The 23,171-nt window shown below is 76.0% G+C and carries 20 protein-coding genes; 10 read left to right on the top strand and 10 right to left on the bottom strand.

All coding sequences use genetic code 11. The annotated features are described in order from the left end of the window. The 4 genes from ACWENR_RS01180 to rimP form a co-directional block, all read right to left on the bottom strand. The coding region (locus tag ACWENR_RS01180) for a translation initiation factor IF-2 N-terminal domain-containing protein (protein WP_452275061.1) at positions 1-860 on the bottom strand (860 nt) is incomplete at its 3' end. Between the two features lie 93 nt (positions 861-953). Next, positions 954-1,286 (bottom strand): YlxR family protein, encoded by a 333-nt coding sequence (locus tag ACWENR_RS01185; RefSeq protein WP_350680569.1) that lies wholly within the window; start codon positions 1,284-1,286, stop codon positions 954-956. A 16-nt stretch (positions 1,287-1,302) separates the two neighbouring features. Continuing rightward, entirely contained in the window at positions 1,303-2,346 is a 1,044-nt protein-coding gene (nusA, locus tag ACWENR_RS01190) for a transcription termination factor NusA (RefSeq protein WP_452275062.1), read from the bottom strand. Next, positions 2,343-3,044, bottom strand: a complete 702-nt coding sequence (gene rimP, locus ACWENR_RS01195; protein WP_452275063.1) for a ribosome maturation factor RimP — start codon at positions 3,042-3,044, stop codon at positions 2,343-2,345. Before rimP ends, nusA begins: the two co-directional genes overlap by 4 nt. Positions 3,045-3,274: 230 nt before the next feature. Here rimP and ACWENR_RS01200 point away from each other — a divergent pair, with 230 nt between their 5' ends. The 9 genes from ACWENR_RS01200 to ACWENR_RS01240 all read left to right on the top strand — a co-directional run bounded on the left by ACWENR_RS01200 (position 3,275) and on the right by ACWENR_RS01240 (position 13,222). Further along, entirely contained in the window at positions 3,275-3,724 is a 450-nt protein-coding gene (locus ACWENR_RS01200) for a hypothetical protein (RefSeq protein WP_452275064.1), read from the top strand. Continuing rightward, positions 3,721-4,167 (top strand): ferritin-like domain-containing protein, encoded by a 447-nt coding sequence (locus ACWENR_RS01205; protein WP_452275065.1) that lies wholly within the window; start codon positions 3,721-3,723, stop codon positions 4,165-4,167. Before ACWENR_RS01200 ends, ACWENR_RS01205 begins: the two co-directional genes overlap by 4 nt. A gap of 64 nt (positions 4,168-4,231) precedes the next feature. Next, positions 4,232-4,819 (top strand): PadR family transcriptional regulator, encoded by a 588-nt coding sequence (locus tag ACWENR_RS01210; RefSeq protein WP_452275066.1) that lies wholly within the window; start codon positions 4,232-4,234, stop codon positions 4,817-4,819. Continuing rightward, entirely contained in the window at positions 4,816-5,574 is a 759-nt protein-coding gene (locus tag ACWENR_RS01215) for an ABC transporter ATP-binding protein (protein ID WP_452275067.1), read from the top strand. Before ACWENR_RS01210 ends, ACWENR_RS01215 begins: the two co-directional genes overlap by 4 nt. After that, complete coding sequence (locus tag ACWENR_RS01220) at positions 5,571-8,303, top strand: FtsX-like permease family protein (RefSeq protein ID WP_452275068.1); 2,733 nt, start codon at positions 5,571-5,573, stop codon at positions 8,301-8,303. The genes ACWENR_RS01215 and ACWENR_RS01220 overlap by 4 nt, the downstream gene beginning before the upstream one ends. A gap of 28 nt (positions 8,304-8,331) precedes the next feature. Then, positions 8,332-8,832, top strand: a complete 501-nt coding sequence (locus ACWENR_RS01225) for a nitroreductase/quinone reductase family protein (RefSeq protein ID WP_452275069.1) — start codon at positions 8,332-8,334, stop codon at positions 8,830-8,832. Between the two features lie 85 nt (positions 8,833-8,917). Further along, positions 8,918-9,655: a nucleotidyltransferase domain-containing protein gene (locus tag ACWENR_RS01230; protein ID WP_452275070.1), complete on the top strand. Its 738-nt coding sequence runs from the start codon at positions 8,918-8,920 to the stop codon at positions 9,653-9,655. Positions 9,656-9,881: 226 nt separating this feature from the next. Further along, positions 9,882-10,598, top strand: coding sequence for an ABC transporter ATP-binding protein (locus tag ACWENR_RS01235; protein ID WP_452275071.1), 717 nt, complete (start codon positions 9,882-9,884; stop codon positions 10,596-10,598). Then, on the top strand, positions 10,595-13,222 hold the full coding sequence (locus tag ACWENR_RS01240) for an FtsX-like permease family protein (protein WP_452275072.1): 2,628 nt from the start codon (positions 10,595-10,597) through the stop codon (positions 13,220-13,222). The genes ACWENR_RS01235 and ACWENR_RS01240 overlap by 4 nt, the downstream gene beginning before the upstream one ends. A 101-nt stretch (positions 13,223-13,323) precedes the next feature. On the opposite strand, the gene ACWENR_RS01245 is transcribed toward ACWENR_RS01240, so the two are convergent. Both ACWENR_RS01245 and map read right to left on the bottom strand, forming a co-directional pair. Further along, the gene (locus ACWENR_RS01245) at positions 13,324-14,040 is read right to left on the bottom strand and encodes a VIT1/CCC1 transporter family protein (protein ID WP_452275073.1); all 717 of its coding nucleotides are present in this window, start codon (positions 14,038-14,040) and stop codon (positions 13,324-13,326) included. Beyond that, positions 14,037-14,894 carry a type I methionyl aminopeptidase gene (map, locus tag ACWENR_RS01250; RefSeq protein ID WP_452275074.1) on the bottom strand — a complete coding sequence of 286 codons (858 nt, stop codon included), beginning with the start codon at positions 14,892-14,894 and terminating at the stop codon, positions 14,037-14,039. Before map ends, ACWENR_RS01245 begins: the two co-directional genes overlap by 4 nt. A 96-nt stretch (positions 14,895-14,990) precedes the next feature. Here map and ACWENR_RS01255 point away from each other — a divergent pair, with 96 nt between their 5' ends. Continuing rightward, positions 14,991-15,308, top strand: coding sequence for an STAS domain-containing protein (locus ACWENR_RS01255; RefSeq protein WP_452275075.1), 318 nt, complete (start codon positions 14,991-14,993; stop codon positions 15,306-15,308). 22 nt (positions 15,309-15,330) lie between these two features. Here the strand turns inward: ACWENR_RS01255 and ACWENR_RS01260 are convergent, their stop codons facing one another. The 4 genes from ACWENR_RS01260 to ACWENR_RS01275 all read right to left on the bottom strand — a co-directional run bounded on the left by ACWENR_RS01260 (position 15,331) and on the right by ACWENR_RS01275 (position 22,929). Then, positions 15,331-18,984 (bottom strand): SpoIIE family protein phosphatase, encoded by a 3,654-nt coding sequence (locus ACWENR_RS01260; protein WP_452275076.1) that lies wholly within the window; start codon positions 18,982-18,984, stop codon positions 15,331-15,333. Positions 18,985-19,295: 311 nt separating this feature from the next. Further along, complete coding sequence (locus ACWENR_RS01265) at positions 19,296-20,063, bottom strand: 3-oxoacyl-ACP reductase (protein WP_452275077.1); 768 nt, start codon at positions 20,061-20,063, stop codon at positions 19,296-19,298. Between the two features lie 5 nt (positions 20,064-20,068). Next, positions 20,069-21,424 (bottom strand): aldehyde dehydrogenase family protein, encoded by a 1,356-nt coding sequence (locus ACWENR_RS01270; RefSeq protein ID WP_452275078.1) that lies wholly within the window; start codon positions 21,422-21,424, stop codon positions 20,069-20,071. A gap of 143 nt (positions 21,425-21,567) precedes the next feature. Beyond that, positions 21,568-22,929, bottom strand: coding sequence for a glutamine synthetase family protein (locus tag ACWENR_RS01275; RefSeq protein ID WP_452275079.1), 1,362 nt, complete (start codon positions 22,927-22,929; stop codon positions 21,568-21,570). Between the last annotated feature and the right edge of the window lie 242 nt (positions 22,930-23,171).

Below are 23,171 nucleotides of genomic sequence, written 5' to 3' on the forward strand. Positions count from 1 at the left end.
CCCGCGCCGCCACCGGGGCCGCCACGCCCGCCGCCGGGACCGCCGGGGCGGCCGGTGGTGGGCCGCTGGCTCGGCATGGAGGCCGGGCTGGGCCGGGGCGGCATGGAGGCCGGGCTCGGCCGCGGCGGCATGCCCGCCGGGCTGGGCCGGGGACCGCCGGCACCGGCGGCCGGCGGCCGCTGCTGCTGGCCGCCCTGGATGCCGAACGGGTTGTTGCCGGCGCCGCGCGCCGGCGGACGACCGCCCGGCCGGGCGCCCGGACCCGGCTGCGGAGCGCCGGGACGACCCGCGGCCGGGGAACCCGGACGGGGCGGCACGGCGTTCGGGCCGGGACGCGGACCCGGACGGGGACCGCCCTCGGTCGGGGGCTCCCGCCGGACGTTCTCCCGCTGCTGCTGGCGGGCGGCCTGCGCGGCCTTGACCGCGGCCTCCTGCTCAGCCTTGAGCGCGGCGGCGCGCGCCTCGGCGGCCGCCACCTCGATGTCGTGCGCGCTCGCCGGCTTGGCGACCGGGGTCGCCTGCGGCGGGCCGGGGACCGGGCCCTTGGGCTTCGGTCCGGGGGTCGGCGCGGCCGGCCGCCGGGGCGGCATCGGCTTGGCCGAGACCCGGGGGGCACCCGGGGTCGGGGACGGCGTCGGGGTCGGTGCCGGGCTCGGAGCGGCCGCCGGCGGGGCGGTCGGTGCCGAGGAACCACCGGCGGACGCGACGAATGCGCCACGCAGCCGTCGGGCGACGGGCGCCTCGACGGTGCTGGACGCGGACTTCACGAACTCGCCCATCTCCTTGAGCTTGGCGAGAACGGTCTTGCTTTCGACCCCGAGCTCTTTTGCAAGCTCGTGTACGCGGGCCTTACCTGCCACTGCACTCCTCACTCCGAGGTCGTGCGGGCAGCACCCGCAGCGACCTCACTCGTGCACTTGAAGCCTGGTCATTTCAGGGACTTCATCGTGTGCTCATGTCGGTCGTCCTACCTTGCTAGCGACCCTCGCCCGATCGGGCTGACCGGACGTAGTGGTTGGCGCATCGACGTGCTCCGCCAGCTCACCGTGGTCGAGGACCCCGGTGATGCGCAGCGCCCGCCCGAAGGCGCGCCGCCGCACCGCTTGCGCGAAGCAGGCCGGATCCGGGTGCATGTTCGCTCCCCGACCCGGCAGCCTGCGGGCCGGATCGGGCCGAAGGCTGTGACCAGCCTCGTCGCCGACCGCGACGATCCGCAGCAATTCGCTGGCCGGCGCACGACGCCGGCAACCCACACAGGTGCGCTCCGGCAGCGCGCGTCGTACCACTGGAGGAAGTCTACCCCTAGGCGCCCGAGATCGCGCCGCCCGGTTCCGGGACGTGATCAGCTGCGCCCCGGCCGGCCGCGCCAGCCTGCTCCGCGTCGGACCGGATGTCGATCCGCCAACCGGTCAACCGGGCCGCGAGTCGGGCATTCTGCCCCTCTCTGCCGATCGCGAGGGAGAGCTGGAAGTCCGGAACCGTCACCCGGGCCGTCCGGGTGGCCAGGTCGACCACCTCTACCCGCAGCGCCTTGGCCGGCGACAGGGCGTTGCCGACGAAGGTGGCCGGGTCGTCCGACCAGTCGATGATGTCGATCTTTTCGCCGTGCAGCTCGCTCATCACGGCCCGGACCCGCTGGCCCATCGGGCCGATGCAGGCCCCCTTGGCGTTCACGCCCTGGGTGGTGGAACGGACCGCGATCTTCGTACGGTGACCCGCCTCACGCGCGATGGCGCCGATCTCGACCGTGCCGTCGGCGATCTCCGGCACCTCGAGCGCGAAGAGCTTCTTGACCAGCGCCGGGTGGGAGCGGGACAGGGTGATCTGCGGGCCGCGCATGCCCTTGGCGACGTGCACCACCACGCAGCGGATCCGCTCGCCGTGGGCGTACCGCTCGCCGGGCACCTGCTCGGACTGCGGCAGGACGCCCTCCAGCTTGCCCAGGTCGACGCTGACGATGCCCTTCTCGCTGCGCGCCTCGTGCGCCTGCACCACGCCGGTGACCAGGTCGCCGTCGCGGCCCACGTACTCGCCGAAGTGCACCTCGTCGGTGGCCTCGCGCAGCCGCTGGAGGATCACCTGCTTGGCCGTCATGGCGGCGATCCGGCCGAAGTCGTGCGGGGTGTCGTCCCACTCCCGCACCACCGTGCCGTCGTCGTCCAACTCCTGCGCGTAGACCAGGGCCGCGCCCGACCTACGGTCGATCTCCACCCGGGCGTGCGGCTCCGCCCCCTCGGTGTGCCGGTAGGCGGTCAGCAGCGCGGTCTCGATCGCCGCGAGGATCGTGTCGAACGGGATCTCCCGCTCGCGCTCGAGTGCGCGCAGCGCCGCGAGGTCGATGTTCACCTCTCCTCGTCCTCCACATCATCTTCGTCGTCGAAGTCGTCGGTGTCGTCCATGTCGTCGGGTTCGTCCGTCTCCTCGATCTCGTCGAGGCGGTGGAACTCGACCTGCACCCGGCCGGGGCCGAGCTGTGCGTAGGGCCACGTGGCGGGGCCGGCGTCGGTCTCCAGCACCACGCGCTCGTCGTCGGCCTCGACCACCCGGCCGGTGACCTGCCGGTCGCCCGCGGGCTGCTCGGCGCGCTGCCCGGGCAGGGCGCCGGCGCCGCGGGCGGTCACCTTGACCAGCCGTCCGACGTTGCGCCGCCAGTGCCGCGGCAGGGTCAGCGGCCGGTCCACGCCGGGCGAGCTGACCTCGAGCTGGTATTCCCCGGCGACGATGTCGCCGCCGGCCTCCTCGGCCGTGTCGAGGGCGGCGGAGACGGCCCGGGAGACGTCGGCGACGGCGTCCAGGTTGATCCCGCCGTCGGCGTCCACGATCACCCGCACCACGTGCCGGCGGCCGGCGCGCGAGACGGAGAGGTCCTCCAGGTCGTAGCCGGCGTCGGCGACCACCGGCTCGATGACCTCACGCAGCCGGGCCCGCCGGGCGGCGAGGTCGCCGCGGGGGCCGCCGGCGCGTTCCCCGCCCCGGGGGGCCTCGGCGCGCCGCGGTCTGCCCGCCGGACCCGTCGACCTCGTGGCACGGCCACGCTGCGTCATCTCCGCACCCTTCTCGTGATCGACGGCGCCCCGGTCGGTCGCCATGCCGGCACGCCACCGGAGCTGACGCGCCGGTGGCTGCGCAGAGCGTAACGCGCCTGCCGGGCGCGGGACCGGGCGGCGCACCGACGCCGGTGACCCACGTACGGCCGGTGATGGTGTTGACTTGTCCGGTGGCGACGGGCAGAACGACGCAACGCGGCGGAGCAACCGGGCATTCCCGGCGAACAGTGCTGCGCGCCGGGTCCCTCCTGGCGCTCGGCGGGGCGGTCGCGCCGCTGACCGCCTGTGATCTTCTCGACCGCGACGACGATCCCGACCCCGGTCCCGACCCGCTCACGCCGCTGCTCGACGAGGCGCTCGGGCTCGCCGCCGGGCACCGCGACGCGGCCGCCGCGCACCCCGCGCTGGCCGGGATCCTCACCCCGATCGCCGAGGCGCACGACGCGCACGCGGCCGAGCTGGCCCGGGTGATCGGCGTGCCGCTGCCCTCGGCGTCCGCCGCGGCCACCCCGGCCCCGGCGGGTGACCCGGCGGCGGCCCGGGCCGCGCTGCGCGAGCGGGAGAACGCCGGCCGGAAGAACGCGACCAGCGCCTGCGCGGCGGCGCCGGCGGAGCGGGCCGCGCTGCTCGCCTCGATCGTCGCCGCGCGGGCCACCCACGTGGAGGCACTGAGGTGACCACTCCCACACCGTCCGGCCCGGCCGGCCCCCTCGGCGCGGCGCTCACCGCCGAGTACGCGGCGATCTGGGCCTACGGCCCCATCGGGGTGCGCCTCACCGGCGCGGCCCGCAAGGCCGCCCGGGAGGCGGAGGCCGCGCACCGGCGCCGCCGCGACGACCTGGTGCTGCGGCTGAGCACGAGCGGCGGCGTCGTCCCGGCCGACCGGGCGGGCTACGCGCTGCCGTTCCCGGTGACCGACCGGGCCAGCGCGCTGCGGCTGGCCGTCGAGGTGGAGGAGCGTACGGCCGCCTTCTGGCGCGCGGCGGTGCCGGCCAGCACCGGCGCCGACCGGGACCGGGCCCTGGCCGCCCTGGTCGACTACGCCCTGCGGGCGACCCGCTGGCGGCGGACGGCCGGGATCACCCCGTCGACCGTGCCGTTCCCCGGCCGGCCCGCCTGACGGCCGCCGCCCACCGTCACGCTCCGGTTGCGGGTCGCATACCAGGTATGCATACTCCGTTCCCATGTCCATCCGTCACGGGCTGCTCGCCCTGCTCGAGCGCGGTCAGATGTACGGCTACCAGCTCCGCGCCGCGTTCGAGGAGTCGACCGGCTCGACCTGGCCACTGAACATCGGGCAGGTCTACACCACCCTGTCCCGGCTGGAGCGGGACGGGTTGGTCCGCTCGCTTCCCGAGAGCGAGGCCGGGCAGCGCCCGTACGAGATCACCGACGCCGGGCGGGCGGACCTGACGCTGTGGTTCGCCACCCCGGTCAGCCGCACCGACCGGCCCCGCGACGAGCTGGCGATCAAGCTGGCGCTCGCGTTGACCACCCCCGGCGTCGACGTGCGGTCGGTGGTCCAGACCCAGCGCAGCGCGACCATGCGCACGCTGCAGGAGTTGACCCGGTTGAAGTACGCCAGCGACCGCCCGGAGGAGCTGCCGTGGCGGCTGGTGCTGGACGCCATGGTCTTCCAGGCCGAGGCCGAGGTGCGTTGGCTGGACCACTGCGAGACCAGCCTCGTGGGCTACCGTCCGGCCGATCCGGGTCGGCTGCCGGCGAGCCCCGCTGAGGCGGTGGACCGGGCGGACGAGGAGGCGCGACGGTGAACGCGGGGAGCCGGCCGGCGGACGAGGACCGGACCACGGCCGTGCTCGACGTGCGCGACGTGCACCGCACCCACGGCTCCGGGCCGGCGGCGGTGCACGCGTTGCGCGGGGTGAGCCTCGCCGTCCGGCCGGGGGAGCTCGTCGCGGTGATGGGACCCTCGGGCTCCGGGAAGTCCACCCTGCTCGCCCTCGCCGGCGGGCTCGACGGCCCGACGGCCGGTGAGGTGTACGTCGAGGGCGAACAGCTCGGCGCCCTGGACCGGCGCCGCCTCGCCCAGGTGCGGCGCCGCCGGATCGGCTACATCTTCCAGGACCTCAACCTGCTCGGCAGCCTCACCGCCGTGGAGAACGTCGCCCTGCCGCTGGAGCTGGACGGGACCGGTGTCCGGCGCGCCCGCCGGCTGGCGCTGGACGCGTTGGCCGAGGTGGGCCTGCCCGAGCTGGGCGACCGGTTCCCCGACCAGCTCTCCGGCGGCCAGCAGCAGCGGGTGGCCATCGCCCGCGCCCTGGTAGGCGAACGCCGGCTGGTGCTCGCCGACGAGCCGACCGGCGCACTGGACTCGCAGACCGGCGAGGCCGTGCTGCACCTGCTGCGCCGGCGGGTGGACGCGGGGGCCGCCGCCGTCCTGGTCACCCACGAGGCGCGGCACGCCGCCTGGGCCGACCGGGTGGTCTTCCTGCGCGACGGGGTGCTGGTCGACTCCACCGCCCCGCTGGGCAGCGTGGAGCAGTTGTTGAGCGGCAGCGGTCGGTGACGGCGGGCCGGGGCGGCCGGCTCGCGGGCGTCGTCGGTTCCTGGTGGGCGGCGCTGCGGATCGCCCGGCGCGAGGCCCGCCGGGCGCGGGGGCGTACGGCGCTGGTGCTCGCGATGATCACACTGCCGGTGCTGGTGCTGACCTTCACCGCGGTGAGCTGGGACATGGCCGAGCTGACCCGGGCCGAGCGGAACGACCGCCAGCTCGGCGTGGCGGACGCGGAGCTGCTCTGGGTGGCGCGGGGCCAGGTCTTCCAGGACGCCTGGGGCGAGGGCTGGGGCTCCCCGGACGGCAGCCTGGTCCCGGCCGGGCCGGTCACCGCCGCGCAGGTGACCGCCCTGCTGCCGGCCGGGAGCCGGGCCGTCCCGCTGCGCCGGTGGGTGTCGTTCGACGCCCGCGTCGGCGGCCGGGTCGTCGACGACGTCACCGGACGCGAGGTGGACCTCGCCGACCCGCTCGGCCGGGGGCTGGTGCGGTTCCACTCGGGTCGGGCGCCGGCCGGGCCGGACGAGATCGCGGCGAGCCCGGCCGCTCTGCGCCGCCTCGACGTCCGTCCCGGCGGCACCCTCACCTCCGCCGACGGCGCGCGCTCGTGGCGGGTGGTCGGGGTGGCCGAGTACCCCGACGACCTGGGGCCGGTGGTGACGCTGTATCCGGCGGCCGGGGACCCGGCGACCGGGGCGGAGTCGAGCTGGCTGGTCGACCTGCCCGACGGCGTCGACGAGGACCTGTTCCGCCGGCTCAACCGGCAGGGCGTCGTGGTGCGGGCCCGCACCCCGGCCCCGCCGTCGGGCGCCGGCTCGCTCCCCTCCCCCGCCGGCACCGGCATGGACGTCGAGGGGATGAGCGTCTCGGTGCTCGTCGGTGGGCTGGGGCTGCTGGAGGTGGTGCTGCTCGTCGGGCCGGCCTTCGCGGTCGGCGTACGCCGGCGGCGCCGGGATCTCGCGCTGGTCGCGGTGGCGGGCGGGGACGACGCCCACCTGCGCCGCATCGTGCTGGCCGACGGCGTGGTGCTGGGCGCCCTCGGGGCCGCCGCCGGGGTGACGCTGGGCGTCGCCGCCGCGTTCGCCGGCCGTCCGCTGGTCGAGCAGCACCTCTACGGCGCGCGCTTCGGCGGGTACCGATGCTGGCCGGAGGCCCTCGTGGCGATCGGGGCCGTCGCGGTGCTGACCGGGGTGCTGGCCGCGCTGGTCCCGGCCTGGACGGCCGCCCGGCAGGACGTGGTGGCGGGGCTGGCCGGCCGCCGCGTCCCGCCCACGCACCGCCGGCGCTGGCCGGTGGCGGGGCTGGCCCTGACCGTGGGCGGCGCGGCGCTCGCCGCGTTCGGCGCCGCCCGGACGGCGCCGACGGTGATCCTCGCCGGCCTGGTCCTCGGCGAGCTGGGACTGGTCCTCGCCACCCCGACGCTGGTCGGCCTGCTGGCCCGGCTCGGCCGGTCGCTGCCGCTGGCCCCGCGGATCGCCCTGCGCGACGCCAGCCGCAACCGGTCCTCCACCGCCCCGGCGATCTCGGCCGTCATGGCCGCGGTCGCCGGCAGCGTCGCCGTCGGGGTGTACCTGGCCAGCGACCAGGCCCGGTCGGACGCCATGTACGCGCCGAGCCTCCCGCCCGGCACCGTGCTGGTGACCGTGCCGGAGGACGCCGCCGACCCGGCTGCGGACCGGCGGGGCGGCCGGCCGAGCCTGGAGCAGGTCGCCGGGGCGGCCCGCGACCACCTGGGGGCCCGCGCCGTCGTGCCGGTGGCCGAGGCGAGGTGCGGCGTCGACACCGGCCCCTGTGCGGTCTCGCCGGTGCTGCCGCCCGAGCGGGCCTGCCCCTGGCCGTCGGGGGACGGCCTCAGCGGGGACGAGCAGCGGCGGGCCCGCGCCGACGCCCGCTGTCGCGGCGGCCCCGACGACCTCTTCGGCATGTTCTTCCAGGCCGTGGTGGACGACGGCACCGTGCTGCCGGCCCTCACCGGCGCCGCTCCCGCCGACGTGGCCGCCGCCACCGCCGCGCTGCGGGCCGGCGGGGTGGTGGTGACCGACCCGCGCTACGTGGTGGACGGCCGGGTCGACGTCATGGTCGCCCGTGCCGGGCCGGAGGGGCCCGTGCCGTCCCCGCCCACCACCGTCGACGGGTACGCGTTCCACACCGGCCTGGGCACCCAGCGGCTGCTGGTGTCCCCGCAGGCGGCCGACCGGCTCGGGCTGACCGCCCACCCGGTCGGTTGGGCGGTGGCGGCCGACGGGGCGCCCGACGACGACCGGCAGGAGCGGTTCCGCGCCGCCCTGCGGCCGTTCGGGGTGCGGTTGGAGTTCGAGTCGGGCGGGTCGGGCGACGGCGAGCGACCGGCGCTGCTCCTGCTGGCCGCCGCGGCCGGGGTGATCACCCTGGGGGCCGCCGGCACGGCCACCGGGCTGGCGGCGGCCGAGGGGCGCGGCGACCTGTCCACCCTGGCCGCGGTCGGCGGCGCGCCGGGCCTGCGCCGGCTGCTGTCGCTCTGCCAGGCGGGGGTGATCGCCGTGTCGGGCTCGGTGCTCGGCATCGGCGCCGGCCTCGGCTCGGCCGCGATCATCCTGACCGCGCTGAACCGCCGGTACGCCGGCATGTGGCCGGTCCAGGACCCGTACCCGGTGCTGGTCCCCTGGACCACCCTCGGCGTCCTGCTGGTGGTGCCGCTGGTCGCGATGCTCGGCGCGGGGCTGTTCACCCGGTCCCGGCTGCCGGTCGAACGACGTCTCGACTGACCGGCCCGCGACGGGCACACTGGTCTGCGTGCCCGTCCTGGGAGCCCTCACCCGCCGCGTCGGCCACCACCGCTGGTTCGGCGCCGCCGCCCGCCTGCTCGTCCCCGCCGACCGGGTGGTCGGGCGGCTCACCCGTGGCCGGGTGGTCGCGCTGGGCCTCGTCCCGTCGCTGGTCGTCACCACCACCGGCCGCCGCTCCGGCAAGCCGCGCAGCAACCCCCTGCTCTACGTGCCCGACGGCGGGGCGTACGTGGTGGTGGGCACCAACTTCGGCCAGACCCACCAGCCGGGCTGGGCGCTGAACCTGGTCGCCGACCCGACGGCCGAGGTGGCCGTGAAGGGCCGCCGCCTCCCGGTGCGCGCCGAGGTCGCCACCGGCGCCGAACGGGAGCGGCTGTGGCGGCTCCTGGTCGAGCAGTGGCCCGCCTACGAGGCGTACGTGCGGCGGGCCGGCGGCCGGGAGATCCTCGTCTTCCGGCTGGTCCCCACCGGGCGCGGCGGGCCGGGCGGGCCGGCGGGGCGCGGCTAGGGTGGTGCGGTGACCGGCGCCGACGGTGACACCGGCGGTCCGGTCTCGACGGGCGGCCCGGTGGCGAGGGCGTGAGGTGGTCGGCGTGGACGTGGACGACGGTGCCGCCGACGGCGGCGTACGCCCGGACGATCCACGGTGGGCGGTGGCCGCGCGGGTCGCCGAGGCCGCCCGCCGACGCTTCCCGGCCGACGTGCTCGCCGTGGCGGTGCACGGCCCGCTGGCGCACGGCGACGACGACGGCGGCGGGGACGGCGAGGTCGGCCTGCTGGTGGTGACCTACCGTCCCGGCGGCGGGCCGCCGCCGGCCACGCGGCGCGTCGGCGGCGTGCTGGTCGACCTGACCGTGTCCGGCGCGGACGACTACCTGCGCCAGGCCCGGGTGATCTCGCCGCTCTGGCCGCTGACGGCCGACCGTTACGTCAGCACCCGGGCGCTGCACGACCCGACCGGCTGGCTGCGCACCCTGCGCGACGCGCATCTGGGCCGGCTGGCCCGGGCCCGGCCCGCCGAGTTCAGCACGGCCGCCCGGCAGGCGTGGTACAGGGGCAGCGCGGCGCACGCGCGGGCCGCCCGCCTGGCCGAGTGGTACGAGACCGACCAGGCCCTGCTGATGCTCGGCGAGGCGCGGCTGGCGGCGGCCACCGTGCACGGGCTGCTGAGCCGCACCTACTTCCGGGACCCGGGGGACGCCGTGCGGCGCACCGGCCTGGCCGGAGCCGACATGACCGAGGTGGGCGCGGTGCTGGCCCGCCAGGCGGAGGAGTTGGCGGCGCGGGGCCGCCCGGTCGACGGCACGGTCGACGACCTCCTCGACGGCTGAACCCACGCCCCTTTCTCGGCACGGCGGTCGGCGACCGTCCTGCGGGCGGGGCGCCGGCTTGCCCGACGCATACCGAGTATGCATACTCCGTATCCATGTCCGTTTCCCATCGCCGTCCGGGACGGCCCGGCCGAGGCCCGGCGGATCCCCGCCCGTTCCCCGCGGCCTCCCACGACACCGCCCCCGTCCGCCGCGCCTCCGCCGACGCAGCCGCGGGGGCCACCCCGTGAACGTCCTGGAGATCCGCGAGGCGCGCCGGGTGCACGGCGTCGGCGACACCTCGGTCGCCGCGTTGCGCGGCGTCAGCCTCTCCGTACGCCCCGGCGAGATGGTCGCCGTCATGGGCTCGTCCGGTTCCGGCAAGTCCACCCTGCTCAACCTGGCCGGCGGCCTGGACCGGCCGACCGACGGCGAGGTGTGGGTGGAGGGCGACCGCCTCGACACGCTGGACCGTCAGCGACTCGCCGCGCTGCGCCGCCGGGCCGTGGGCTACGTGTTCCAGCACTTCAACCTGCTGCCTAGTCTCACCGCCGTGGAGAACGTCGCGCTGCCGCTGGAGCTGGACGGCACGGGCGTGCGCCGGGCGCGCCGCCAGGCGGTGGCCGCGATGGAGGAGGTCGGCGTGGCCGACCTCGGCCAACGGTTCCCCGACGAGATCTCCGGCGGGCAGCAGCAGCGGGTGGCGATCGCCCGCGCGCTGGTCGGGCACCGGCGGCTGGTGCTCGCCGACGAGCCGACGGGGGCGCTCGACTCGCAGACCGGCGAGGCGGTGCTCCGGGTGCTGCGGTCCCGGGTGGACGCGGGGGCCGCCGCGGTGCTGGTCACCCACGAGGCGCGGCACGCCGCCTGGGCCGACCGGGTGGTGTTCCTCCACGACGGAGCGGTGGTCGACACCTCCGGCCCGCTCGGCCGGCCCGAACAGCTGCTGGGGGAGATCCCGTGAGCCGATGGTCCCGCCTGTTCGCCTCCTGGCGGACGGCTCTCCGCCTCGCCCGCCGGGAGACGCGGCGGGCCAGGGGACGCAGCGCCCTGGTCGTGGCGATGATCATGCTGCCGGTGACGGCGCTCAGTTTCGCCGCCGTCGCCTACGACATGTTCCGGCTCACCCCGGCCGAGCGGGTGGAACGCGCGCTCGGTCAGGCGGACCTCAAGCTCACCTGGATGTTCCGCGATCCCCCCGGGCAGTCCGAGCTGACCGCCGTCCTGCCGCCGGGCAGCCGGGCCCTTCCCGTCGGGCGGGGACCGACGGCGTGGAAGACCGTCAACGGCGTCGGTGAGATCGAGACCCACTGGCTGGACCTGACCGACCCGCTCACCGACGGCATGGTCGCGCTGCGCCGGGGCCGGGTGCCGAGCGGCGGGACCGAGCTGGCCGCCAGCGAGGCGGCCCTGCGCCGCCTGGGCGCCGGCGTCGGTGGGACGGTGACCGCCGCCGACGGGTCCCGGCGGTACACCGTCGTGGGCGTCGTGGAGCTCCCCGACGACCTGCGGGAGGCCGTCGTGCTGCCGTCGGCGGCGCTGCCGCACCCGGCGACCACCTGGCTGGTCGACACCCCGGGCCCGGTGACCCTGGCCCAGGTGGAACAGCTCCAGTCGGGCCCGACGCCGTTCCAGGCGACGTCGCGCGCGCTCACCCTGGATCCCCCGCCGTCCATGCGGGAGCCGACCCGGGTCAACGCCGACACGATCAGCGCCGGCACCCTCGTCGCCGGGCTGGGCGCGCTGGAGGTCGTCCTGCTGGCCGGGCCGGCGTTCGCGATCGGCGCCCGGCGCCGGTCGCGCGAGCTGGGCCTGGTCGCGGCCACCGGCGGCAACCCCGCACACCTGCGTCGGATCGTCCTCGCCGACGGCGTGGTGCTGGGGCTGGCCGGCGCCGCGGCCGGCGTCGCGCTCGGCGTGACCCTGGCCGTCCTCGGACGCCCGCTGGTGGAGGAGCACCTGGCCCACGCGCGGGCGGGCGGATACCGCTTCCATCCCCTGGCCCTGCTGGCCGTCGCCGGGCTGGCCGTGCTGACGGCGACGGCCGCGGCCCTGGTCCCGGCGCACACCGCCGCGCGACGCAGCGTCGTCGCGGCGCTCACCGGGCGGCGGGGCGCGACCCGCTCCCGTCGCCGCTGGGTGGTCGCCGGGGTGGGGGTGACCCTCGCCGGGACCGGGCTCGCCGCGTACGCGGTCCCACGGGTGTCGACCGACCTGATCCTCGCCGGGCTGTTGCTGATCCAGCTCGGCCTGGTGCTCTGCACGCCCAGCGTGGTCGGTCAGGTCGCCCGGGTCGGTCGCCACCTGCCGCCCGCCCTCCGGATCGCGCTGCGCGACACCAGCCGCAACCGGGCCGCCGCCGCACCCGCGATCTCCGCCGTGATGGCCGCCGTCGCCGGCGCCGTCTGCCTCGGCGTGTACGTCGCCAGCAACGACGCCCGGCAGGCCGCCTCGATCGTGCCGGCGCTGCCCGAGGGCACGGTGTCGGTCACCCACGACGGCGGCTCGACCACCCCCGTGCCGCTGCGGCGGATCACGGACCTCGCCACCACGCTCCTCGCGACCGGCACGGTCGCCGAGGTGCGCGGGCTGACCTGCCCGGCGGGGACCAGGTCGCGGGACTCCTGCGGGGTGACGGTGGAACGGCCGGAACGACAGACGTGCCCCTACCTCGGCGGCGCCTCCCCCGACGACCAGCGCCGCGCACGGAGCGACCCGCGCTGCGACATGCGCCTGCCCAGGGTCTCCGGCCGGCACTTCGGCATCCTGGTCGACGACGGGACGGCGCTCCCGCTGCTCACCGGGGCCCACGGCGAGGACCTGGCGAAGGCGACCGCCGCGCTACGGGCCGGCGGCGTGGTCGTCACCGACCCGCTGGACGTGGCGGACGGCACCGTCACGCTGCAGCCGCTGCTGCCGCTCGGGCCGGAGGGCAAGGGGAAGGGACGGGAGACCACGCGGAAGGTCCTCCCGGCGTACGTCCTGACCACCGGGCTGGACGTGCCACGGACGATCCTGTCGCCGGCCGCGGCGGCCCGCGTCGGGCTCGGCGTACGGCAGTGGGGGTTCGTGGTGAGCCCCGGGAAGGTCCCGGACGTCGCCCGGGCGGACGCCTTCGCCGCCGCCGTCCAGGAGGTCTCGCCGCGGCTGCGCGTCGAGGTGCAACGCCCCCCGCAGGACGGGTCGAACCCGCTGCTGCTCGTCATGGCCGTCGCGGCCGGGCTGGTCACCCTCGGGGCCGCCGGGATCGCGACCGGTCTCACGGCCGCCGACAGCCGACCGGACCTGTCGACCCTGGCCGCCGTCGGCGCGAGCCCACGCATCCGGCGGGTGCTGTCGCTGAGCCAGTCCGGTGTGATCGCCGGCCTGGGCTCCCTGCTCGGCCTCCTCGCCGGCCTCGGGTCGGTCGTCGCCGTCCTCGCCGCCGTCAACCGGGGCTACGCCCGGTCCTGGCCCGTGCAGGACCCCTACCCGATCGTCGTCCCGTGGTCGGTCCTCGGCGTGCTGATCGTGGTGCCGCTGGTCGCCATGCTCGGCGCCGGGCTGCTGGTCAGGTCACGCCTGCCGGTCGAACGCCGCGCCGGCTGACCGCGCCGGCCCGGTCCGGGCGGGGTCGAAGCCGGTACGGGCGGCGGCCCCGACCGGACCGCCGACGACGGCGCGCACGCCACCTCGTGGGCGACGGTGGCTCAGCCGATCCCGCCCTGCACGCCGATGAGGGTGCCGATCAGATAGGTGGCACCGGCCGCCAACGCGCCGAGCAGGAGCTGCCGCAGGCCGCCGGTCCACCAGGGCCGGGCGGTGAACCGGGCGACCACCGCGCCGGCCGCGAAGAGCCCGAGGCCGCCGACGGCCAGCGCGAGCCAGAGGCTCGTCGCGCCGAACAGGTAGGTCAGCAGCGGCACCAGCGCCCCGACCGAGAAGAACAGGAACGACGAGATCGCGGCCGCCCACGGGCTGGGCTGGTCGTCGGGATCGACGCCCAGCTCCTCCCGGACGTGCACCCGCAGCGCCTCCTCCGGGTTGCGCCGCACGGCCTCGGCGACCTGCATGGCGAGGTCGTGCGGCAGGCCCCGGGCGACCCACGCCTGGGCCAGCTCGCGCGCCTCGGCCTCGGGGTGCCGCTCCAACTCGCGGCGCTCCTTTGCCACCTCCGCCGCGACCTGCTCGTTGGCCGAGCGGACGCTCGTGTACTCCCCCAGCCCCATCGAGATGGCCCCGGCCACCAGGCCGGCGGTGCCGGTGAGCACGATGCTGCGGGGCGACACCCCGCCGCCGCCGACGCCCGCGATCAGGGCGATGTTGGTGACCAGGCCGTCCATCGCGCCGAAGACGGCGGGCCGCAGCCAGCCGCCGGAGACGTCCGCGTGGTGTGCCTCGCGCAGCGCGGCCGGGGTGTCGGTCACGGCAGGGTGAGGATCTCGTGGCCGTCCTCGGTCACCACGATCGTGTGCTCGAACTGGGCCGTCCACCGGCGGTCCTTGGTGACCACCGTCCAGCCGTCGTCCCACATGTCGTACTGGTGGGTGCCGAGGGTGATCATCGGCTCGATCGTGAACGTCATCCCCGGCTCCATCACGTCGGTCGGGCGCGGGCTGTCGTAGTGCGGCACGTAGAGCCCGCTGTGGAAGGACTCGCCGATGCCGTGCCCGGTGAAGTCGCGCACCACGCCGTAGCCGAAGCGCTTCGCGTACGACTCGATGACCCGGCCGACGACGTTGATCTGGCGGCCCGGGGCGACCGCGCGGATGCCGCGCATCATCGCCTCGTGGGTCCGCTCGACCAGCAGCCGGGCCTCCTCGCCGACCTCACCGACGCAGAAGGTGGCGTCCGTGTCGCCGTGCACCCCGTTGATGTACGCGGTGACGTCGACGTTGATGATGTCGCCGTCCTGGAGCACCGTGGAGTCGGGGATGCCGTGGCAGATCACCTCGTTGAGGCTGGTGCAGCATGACTTGGGGAAGCCCTTGTAGCCCAGCGTCGACGGGTAGGCGCCGTGGTCGCAGAGGAACTCGTGCACGACCCGGTCGATCTCGTCGGTGGTCACGCCCGGCTTGCAGTGCTCACCGGCGAGCTGGGTGGCCTGCGCGGCGAGCCGACCGGCGATCCGCATCTTCTCGATGGTCTCCGGGGTCTGCACGTGCGAGCCGCGCCACTCCTGCGGACGCTTCTTGCCCACGTACTCCGGGCGGACGATGTGGGCGGGCACGGCCCGCAGCGGGGAGAGCGTGCCTGGGGTCAGCGGCGCACGGACGGTCATGCTTCCAAGCCTATCGCCGCGGGGGCGGGTGACCCCCGCCACCGCCCGCCCGTCCCGGTTGTTGCCGCACCGCGACCGCTGTGCCATTGTGGCTGCGTGGATCAAGGGGACGCCGCGCCTCCCGTCTTCTCCGCCAGCGCGGAGGTCGACGGTGGTCACGTCCGTGTCGTGGTGACCGGCGAGGTCGACATGGCGACCGCCGACACGATGATCCAGACGGTGCTGCGGGAGCCGGCCGAGCGCGTGACGCTCGACCTGCGCGCGGTCACCTTCTTCGACTCGGCGGCCATCCACGCCGTGGTCCGCCTGGCCCAGCAGTTCCCGGCCGCGCTCGCCGTGCTGCCGTCGCGGCAGGTCCGCCGGGTGCTGGACATCTCCGGCCTGGGCGACCAGGCCTGGCTCCACCCGGCCTGACCGGCCGCCGTCGGGCGCGCGCTCAGCCCTCCAGCCGCCGGCGCAGCGTCACCTCCGTCCCCTCGGCGGTACGCGTGACAGACAGTTCTCCCAACGCCTCGATCAGGGACAGCCCGCGCCCACGGAAGCCCGACCCGGTCGGCTCGCGCCACCGGCCGCTGTCGCGCACCGTCGCCACCACCGTGCGGTCCTCGATCGTCACCTCGACACCGATCGTCGGCTCCGCCGGGTCGACGGGGTGTTCGATGGCGTTGGCCGCCGCCTCGGAGATCGCGACGGTCAGGTCGAACAGGTCGGTCTCGTTGACCGAGTGCGCGACGAGGAAGCCCTCCAGGCGCTTGCGCAGCACGCTGAGCCGCGTCGGGTCGGCGGGCAGCCGCAGCGCGAACCGGTTCAGCTCCGCCGCCTCCAAAGCGAGCACCGCGACGTCGTCGCGCAGCGGCCGCCCGGCGACCCCCGCCACGACGGCGTCGACGAGGTCGGCCACGTGCTGGCCGGGCGTCGCCGCGTCGCGCCGGAGCCGGGTCAGCGCGGCGTCGATGCCGAGCTGACGGTCCTCGATCAGGCCGTCGGTGTAGAGCAGCAGCCGGCTGCCCGGGGCCAACTCCCCCTCCACCGTCCGGTAGGACGTCTCGGGGATGGCCCCGACGGGCGGCCCGAGCGCCCGGTCGTGCAGGAACACCACGTCGTCTCCCCGGATCAGTAGGGGCGAGGGATGACCGGCGCTCGCGTAGCGCAGCCGGCCGGTGCGGGGGCTGAACCAGAGGCAGACCACGGTGGCGAAGGAGCGGCCCTCCGTCGTGCCGACCAGCCGGTTGAGGCGGGTCAGCGACTCGCCGGGGTCGAAGCCCTCCAGCACGTACGCCCGCAGCGCGTTGCGGAGCTGCCCCATCGCCGCCGCCGCGCGGACGCCCTTGCCCACCACGTCGCCGATGGCGAGCACCAGCTCGTCGTCGCCCAGCGCGATGACGTCGTACCAGTCGCCGCCGACCTCCACGTCGGCGCTGCCGGGCAGGTAGCGGCCGGCGACCACGGCGCCCGGCAGCTGCGGCAGCGACCTGGGCAGCAGGCTGTGCTGGAGCGTCGTGGCGATGCGGTGCTCGGCCTCGTAGAGCTGCGCGTTCTCCAGCCGCACCCCGACCAGCCGGGCGAGCTGCGTGAGCGCGGCCTCGTCGGTCTCGCCGCCGTCGCCGTCGGGACGCCAGACGCGCAGCTCGCCGAGCTGCTCGCCGGCGGTGCCGGTCAGCGGCAGCACGAAGGACGGCTCGATGGAGGCGAGCCCGCCGCCGTCGGCCTCGAAGCGCATCCCGGTCGCCGAGACCACCACCCGGGCGGCCTCGGCCAGGCCCAGCGCGTGCCGCGCGGCGACCTGGAGCACGTCCGCCGTGGAGCGGGCGGTGTTGACCGCCACCGCGGCGTCGGCCAGCCCCCGCAGCCCCCGGATGATCTGGCCACGGAGCTGACCCAGCTCGACGTTGGCGCGGACCCGGGCGATCAGCTCCTGCCCGGAGAAGGGCTTCGTGAGGTAGTCGTCGGCGCCGACCGAGAGCCCGGCGACCGCCTCGGCCGAGCCGGCGCGGGCGGAGAGCAGCACGACCGGCACGTGCCGGGTACGCGGGTCCGCCCGCAGCGCGGCCACCAGCCCGAAGCCGTCCAGCCGGGGCATCATCACGTCGGTCAGCACCAGGTCGAACGAGCCGTCGACGGCCCGCCGCAGCGCCTCCACGCCGTCGGTGACCGCGACCACCTCCCACGACGGGGCGAGCAGCCGGGTGACGTGCTCGCGCAGGTCGGCGTTGTCGTCGGCGACCAGGATCCGGCCGGCGGCGCCGGAGCCGGCGACCCGCGTCGCGCCCTCGCCGACGGCGTCGGCCCAGAGCGCGGTCTCCGCGACGTAGAGGTCGGCCTGCGCCGGCTCGACCCGCACCGGCGGCCCGGCGTCGGCGACGCGTTCGGCCGGCAGGTGCCCGGCGCCGAACGGGACGGTCGCCGTGAAGGTGCTGCCCTCGTCGACGCGGCTGCTGGCGGCCACCTCGCCGCCGTGCATCTCGACCAGCTCGCGGACCAGCGCCAGCCCGATCCCGGTGCCCTCGTGGGTGCGCGAGCGCACCCCGGGGACCCGGTGGAAGCGCTCGAAGACCTGCGGCAGCTCCTCGGGCACGATGCCGACGCCGGTGTCGGAGACCTCCAGGCGGGCGGTGCCGTCGACCGCGCGGACGCGCACCCGGATCTCGCCGTCGAAGGTGAACTTCACCGCGTTGGAGACCAGGTTGAGGACGATCTTCTCCCACATGTCCCGGTCGACGAAGACCGGCGCCGGCAGCGGCGGACAGTCGACCACCAGGCGCAGCCCGGCCCGCTCGGTCGTCGAGCGGAACGTGCTGGCCAGGCGGGCGGTGTAGTCGGCCAGGTCGGTGGGCTGGTAGCGGGCGGCCAGCCGGCCGGACTCCAGCCGGGAGAAGTCGAGCACCGTGTTGACCAGCTTGAGCAGCCGCAGCGCGTTGCGGTGCATGGCGGTGAGCCGGTCGGTGTACGCCGCGGGCAGCGCCGGATCGGCGAGCAGGTCCTCCAGCGGGCCGAGCACCAGGGTCAGCGGGGTGCGGAACTCGTGGCTGATGTTGGCGAAGAAGCTGGTCTTGGCCCGGTCGAGGGCCGCCAGCTCGGCGGCCCGGGCACGCTCCTGCTCGTACGCCCGCTGCGTGCCGACGGCCCGGGAGATCTGCGCGGCGACCAGGTCGAAGAAGTCGCGGTACTCGTCGGTGGGCGACAGCCGGCGGGCGACGCCGGCGACCAGCGTCCCGACGGTCTCGTTGGCGGCGGTGACCGGCAGCACCAGCGCGCGCTCGGCCGCGTCGGCCGGGACGTGGCCGAGCAGGTCGGCCACGGCGACGGTGGTGGCGCCGCCGGCGACGACCTCGGCGAGGCGCTCCGGGGAGGGCGCGCCGGCGGCGTCGACGCCGGCGCATCCGGCCAGGGCGGGGGCGCCGTCCTCGCCGGGCAGGTAGACCAGGGCGAACGGCACGTCGGACCGGTGGCGGTCGAGCACCGCGGCGGCGGCCCGGCCGAGCTCCGCGGTGCTGCCCACATCGGTCAGTTCGCTGCCCAGCTCGGCCAGCAGCCGCAGCCGGCGCTCCCCGAGCACCCGGCCGGTGGTCTCGTTGACGATGCAGTAGATGCCGTCGACGGTGCCGTCGGCACCCAGGATCGGGTCGTACGAGACGTCGAAGTACGTCTCCTCCAGGAAGCCGTGCCGGTCGAGCGGGAAGGGGTGGTTCTCGGCGCGGTAGGACCGGCCGTCGCGCCGGACGCCCTCCAGCAGCGGACCCAGCACGTCCCACGTCTCCACCCAGTGCTCGCGGGCCGGCCGGCCCAACGCGTCCGGGTGCTTGCCGCCGATGGTCGGCCGGTAGGCGTCGTTGTAGAAGGCGAGCTCGTCCTCGCCCCAGAACATGACGATCTGGGCGCTGGAGGCGAGCATCATGCCGACCGCCGCGCAGAGCGCCGAGGGCCAGCGGTCCGGGCTGCCCAGCGAGGTGGCGCCCCAGTCGAACGCGCGCATCCGCTCGCCCATCTCACCGCCGGCGGCGAAGGCCGCGGCGAGCAGCGGGGGAAGCTCCACGTCCCGGACGCCATGGGACGGGCATCCCTCGTCCGCGCCCCCCTGGGCCGAGCCCATGCAGCCTCCCGCTCCGGCCATCCCCCACACCGACCCGATGATCCATCCGGCCGTGCCCCGCTCTGTACCCCGACGGACCAGCAACGTAACGCATTCCGCGCGTGCCGCGCTGGTTACGTCCGCCGCATCCGACCGTCGGCCGCCCGACAGCACCGTCGCCGGCGGACGGACCCGACCGGGACTGCCGCCCGAAACCCCGGGCGACAGCGCGTTCGGTCCCATTGACGGGACTACCCAGGGCCCGCCAGGGCCATCCGTCACATCCTCTGTGATATCGGCTACACCACCCCTCCACAGCGGAGGGGACGGCCTCACAACGGGGTGACGTACGCGCCCGTGATGCCGCCGTCGACCACGAACTGCGCCGCCGTCATGAAGGAGGCGTCGTCGCTGGCGAGGAAGGCCACCGCCGCCGCGATCTCCTCCGGCCGGCCGAACCGCCCCATCGGCACGTGCACCAGCCGGCGCTGCGCCCGCTCCGGGTCGGCGGCGAAGAGCTCCAGCAGCAGCGGGGTGGCGACCGGGCCGGGGCAGAGCGCGTTGACCCGGATGCCCTCCCGGGCGAACTGCACGCCCAGCTCCCGGGTCATCGCCAGCACCCCGCCCTTGCTCGCCGTGTACGCGATCTGCGAGGTGGCCGCCCCCATCAGGGCCACGAACGAGGCCGTGTTGATGATCGAGCCCCGGCCCTGCCGGCGCATGTGCGGGATGACGTACCTGCAGCAGAGGTAGACGCTCGTCGTGTTGACCCGCAGCACCCGCTCCCACGCGTCCAGCCCCGTGGCCAGGATGGAGTCGTCCTCCGGCGGGGAGATGCCGGCGTTGTTGAACGCCACGTCGATGCGCCCGTGCCGCTCGGCCACCCCGTCGAAGAGGTCCCGCACGGCCGCCTCGTCGGCGACGTCGGCCGCGACGAACTCGCCGCCGACCTCCTCGGCGGCCCGGCCGCCGGCCTCCGGGTCGATGTCCACGCAGACCACCCGCGCCCCCTCGGCGGCGAACCGCCGCACGGTGGCCAGCCCGATCCCGCTGCCCGCCCCGGTGACCACGGCCACCCGGTCCTGAAGACGACCCCGCACGCGCCTCACTCCTCCGTTGCGATGAACACGTTCTTGACGTCGGTGAACGAGTGCAGCGCGTCCGGGCCCAGCTCGCGGCCCAGCCCGGAGCGCTTCATCCCGCCGAAGGGCGTCCAGTAGCGCACGGACGAGTGCGAGTTGACGCTCAGGTTGCCGGACTCCACCGCGCGCGCCACCCGGACGGCACGCCCCACGTCCCGGGTCCAGACGGAGCCGGAGAGGCCGTACTCGGTGTCGTTGGCGAGCCGCACCGCGTCGGCCTCGTCGTCGAACGGGAGCACCGAGACGACCGGGCCGAAGATCTCCTCCCGCCAGTGCCGGTCCGCCGGGGAGTCGGCGAGCAGCACCGTCGGGGCGTGCCAGAAGCCGGGGCCGTCGGGGCGCGAGCCGGTGAAGGCGACCCGCGCCCCGTCGACGTACCCGGCCACCCGGTCCCGCCGGTCGGCGGAGATGAGCGGGCCCATCTCGGCGGTCTCCCGGGCCGGGTCCTCCACCCGGAGCGCGCGCACCGCCGGCTCGAGCAGCTCCAGGAAGCGGTCGTACGCCGGCCGCTGCACCAGGATCCGGGACCGCGCGCAGCAGTCCTGCCCCGCGTTGTCGAAGACGGCGTACGGCGCGGTGGCCGCCGCCCGCTCCAGGTCGGCGTCGGCGAAGACCAGGTTGGCGCTCTTGCCGCCCAGCTCCAGCGTCAGCCGCTTCACCTGGGCGGCGCACCCGGCCATGATCCGGGTGCCGACCTCGGTGGAGCCGGTGAAGCAGACCTTGCGGACGGCGGGATGGGTGACGAACCGCTCCCCCACCACCGAGCCGGCGCCCGGCAACACGGTGAACACGCCGTCGGGCAGCCCCGCCTCGCGGGCCAGCTCGGCCAGGCGCAGCGCGGTCAGCGGGGTCAGCTCGGCCGGCTTGAGCACCACGGTGTTGCCGGCCGCGAGCGCCGGGGCGAACCCCCACGCGGCGATCGGCATCGGGAAGTTCCACGGCACGATCACCCCGACCACGCCGAGCGGCTCGTGGAACGTCACGTCGAGCCCGCCCGGCACCGGGATCTGGTGCCCCGTCAGCCGCTCCGGGGCGCCCGCGTAGTAGTCGAGGACGTCCCGGACGTTGCCCGCCTCCCACCGCGCGTTGCCGACGGTGTGCCCGGAGTTGCGCACCTCCAGCCCGGCCAGCTCCGCCAGGTGGGCGTCCACCGCCGCGGCGAACCGGCGCAGCAGCCGCGCCCGGTCCCCCGGCGCCACCCGCCGCCACCCCTCGTACGCGACGGCGGCCCGGCCGATCGCCGCGTCCGCCTCCTCGACCGTGGTCGCCGCCACGGTCGCCACCCGCTCCCCGGTGGCCGGGTTCAGCACGTCCGTCACGACCCCGCCCCTTCCCTCGTCACGCCCGGCTCCTCCCCCGCCACGGTCCGCGCCCTCCTCGTCGCGCCCCCGCGCCCCTCCTCGTCACGACCCCGCCCCGGCCCGCCCGCGTCCTCCGTCGGCGCGGCTGCGCCGCCGTCCGGTCAGAGGCGCTCGAAGCCGCGGAACAGCTCCCAGTCCGTCACGGCCGCGTCGAAGGCGGCCAGCTCGACCCGCGCCTGGTTGGCGTAGTGCGCCACCACCTCGTCGCCGAACGCCTCCCCGGCCAGCGCCGAGGACTCCCACAGGCCGAGGGCGTCGCGCAGCGTGCCCGGGACCCGCTCGGCCCGCGGGTCGTCGTACGCGTTGCCGGCGCACTCCTCGCCCAGCTCCAGCCCGTGTTCGATGCCGTGCACCGCCCCGGCGACCAGCGCCGCGATGGCCAGGTACGGGTTCACGTCCGCCCCCGGGACCCGGTTCTCCACCCGCATGCCCTGCCCGTGCCCGACCAGGCGCAGGGCGCAGGTGCGGTTGTCGGTGCCCCAGCGCAGCGCGGTCGGGGCGAACGAGCCGGGCTGGTAGCGCTTGTAGGAGTTGACGTTCGGGGCGAACATCAGGCTGAACTCGCGCATCGTCGCCAGCAGCCCGGCCAGCACCCGCTGCCCCGTCACCGACAGGTGTGCCGGCCCGTCGCCGAGCATCGCCGACCGGCCGTCGGCGTCGCGCAGCGAGAAGTGGATGTGGCAGGAGTTGCCCTCCCGCGTGTTCGGCTTGGCCATGAAGGTGATCGACATGCCCTCCTGGGCCGCGATCTCCTTCGCCCCGTTCTTGTAGATCACGTGGTGGTCGGCGCACGCCACCGCCTCGTCGTAGCGGAAGGCGATCTCGTGCTGGCCCAGGTTGCACTCGCCCTTCGCGCTCTCCGGGGTCAGCCCCGCCCCGGCCATCTCCCGGCGGATGCGGCGCAGCAGCGGCTCCACCCGGGCGGTGCCGAGCAGGGAGTAGTCCACGTTGTACTGGTTGGCCGGGGTCAGGTCCCGGTAGCCGCGCCGCCAGGCGTCCTCGTAGGAGTCGCGGAACAGCACGAACTCCAGCTCGGTGCCGGCGTACGCGGTCAGCCCGTGCGCCGCGAGCCGGTCGAGCTGACGGCGCAGGATCTGCCGGGGTGAGGCCACCACCGGCGAACCGTCCGGCCAGGCCAGGTCGGCCAGGAGCAGCGCGCTGCCCGGCTGCCAGGGCACCCGGCGCAGCGTGTCGAAGTCCGGCGTCATGACGAGGTCGCCGTAGCCGCGTTCCCAGCTCGACATCGCGTAGCCGTCGACGGTGTTCATGTCGACGTCGACGGCGAGCAGGTAGTCGCACCCCTCGCTGCCGTGCGCGACGACCTGGTCGAGGAAGTAGGGCGCGTGGAACCGCTTGCCCTGCAACCGGCCCTGCATGTCCACCAGGGCGAGCACCACGGTGTCGATCTCGCCCTCGGCGACGGCGACCCGCAGTCGTTCCAACGTGAGCGGAGCTTTCCTCATCGGCGGGCCTCCATCACCAAGGTCTACTGGCTAACCTGACCACCGTCAATGCCCCGCGCCGACCTCCGACAACCGCACGGAACCCGCCACGCGCGGAAGCCGCCGGGCACGGGCGGGCGGGCAGCCGCCGAGCACGGCCGCACGGGCAGCCGCCGGGCACGGCCGGGCGGGCAGCCGCCGGGCACGGCCGGGCGGGCAGCCGCCGGGCGCAGCCGGGCGGGCAGCCGCCGGGCGCGGCCGCA

This window comes from Micromonospora sp. NPDC004336, from assembly GCF_053602615.1.

What these genes read in the sequence shown, in the direction of transcription:
- ACWENR_RS01275 (WP_452275079.1), bottom strand. Translation starts at nt 22,929, where the DNA reads ATGAGGAAAGCTCCGCTCACGTTGGAACGACTGCGGGTCGCCGTCGCC.
- ACWENR_RS01210 (WP_452275066.1), top strand. Translation starts at nt 4,232, where the DNA reads ATGTCCATCCGTCACGGGCTGCTCGCCCTGCTCGAGCGCGGTCAGATG.
- rimP (WP_452275063.1), bottom strand. Translation starts at nt 3,044, where the DNA reads ATGACGCAGCGTGGCCGTGCCACGAGGTCGACGGGTCCGGCGGGCAGA.
- ACWENR_RS01260 (WP_452275076.1), bottom strand. Translation starts at nt 18,984, where the DNA reads ATGGGCTCGGCCCAGGGGGGCGCGGACGAGGGATGCCCGTCCCATGGC.
- map (WP_452275074.1), bottom strand. Translation starts at nt 14,894, where the DNA reads ATGACCGTCCGTGCGCCGCTGACCCCAGGCACGCTCTCCCCGCTGCGG.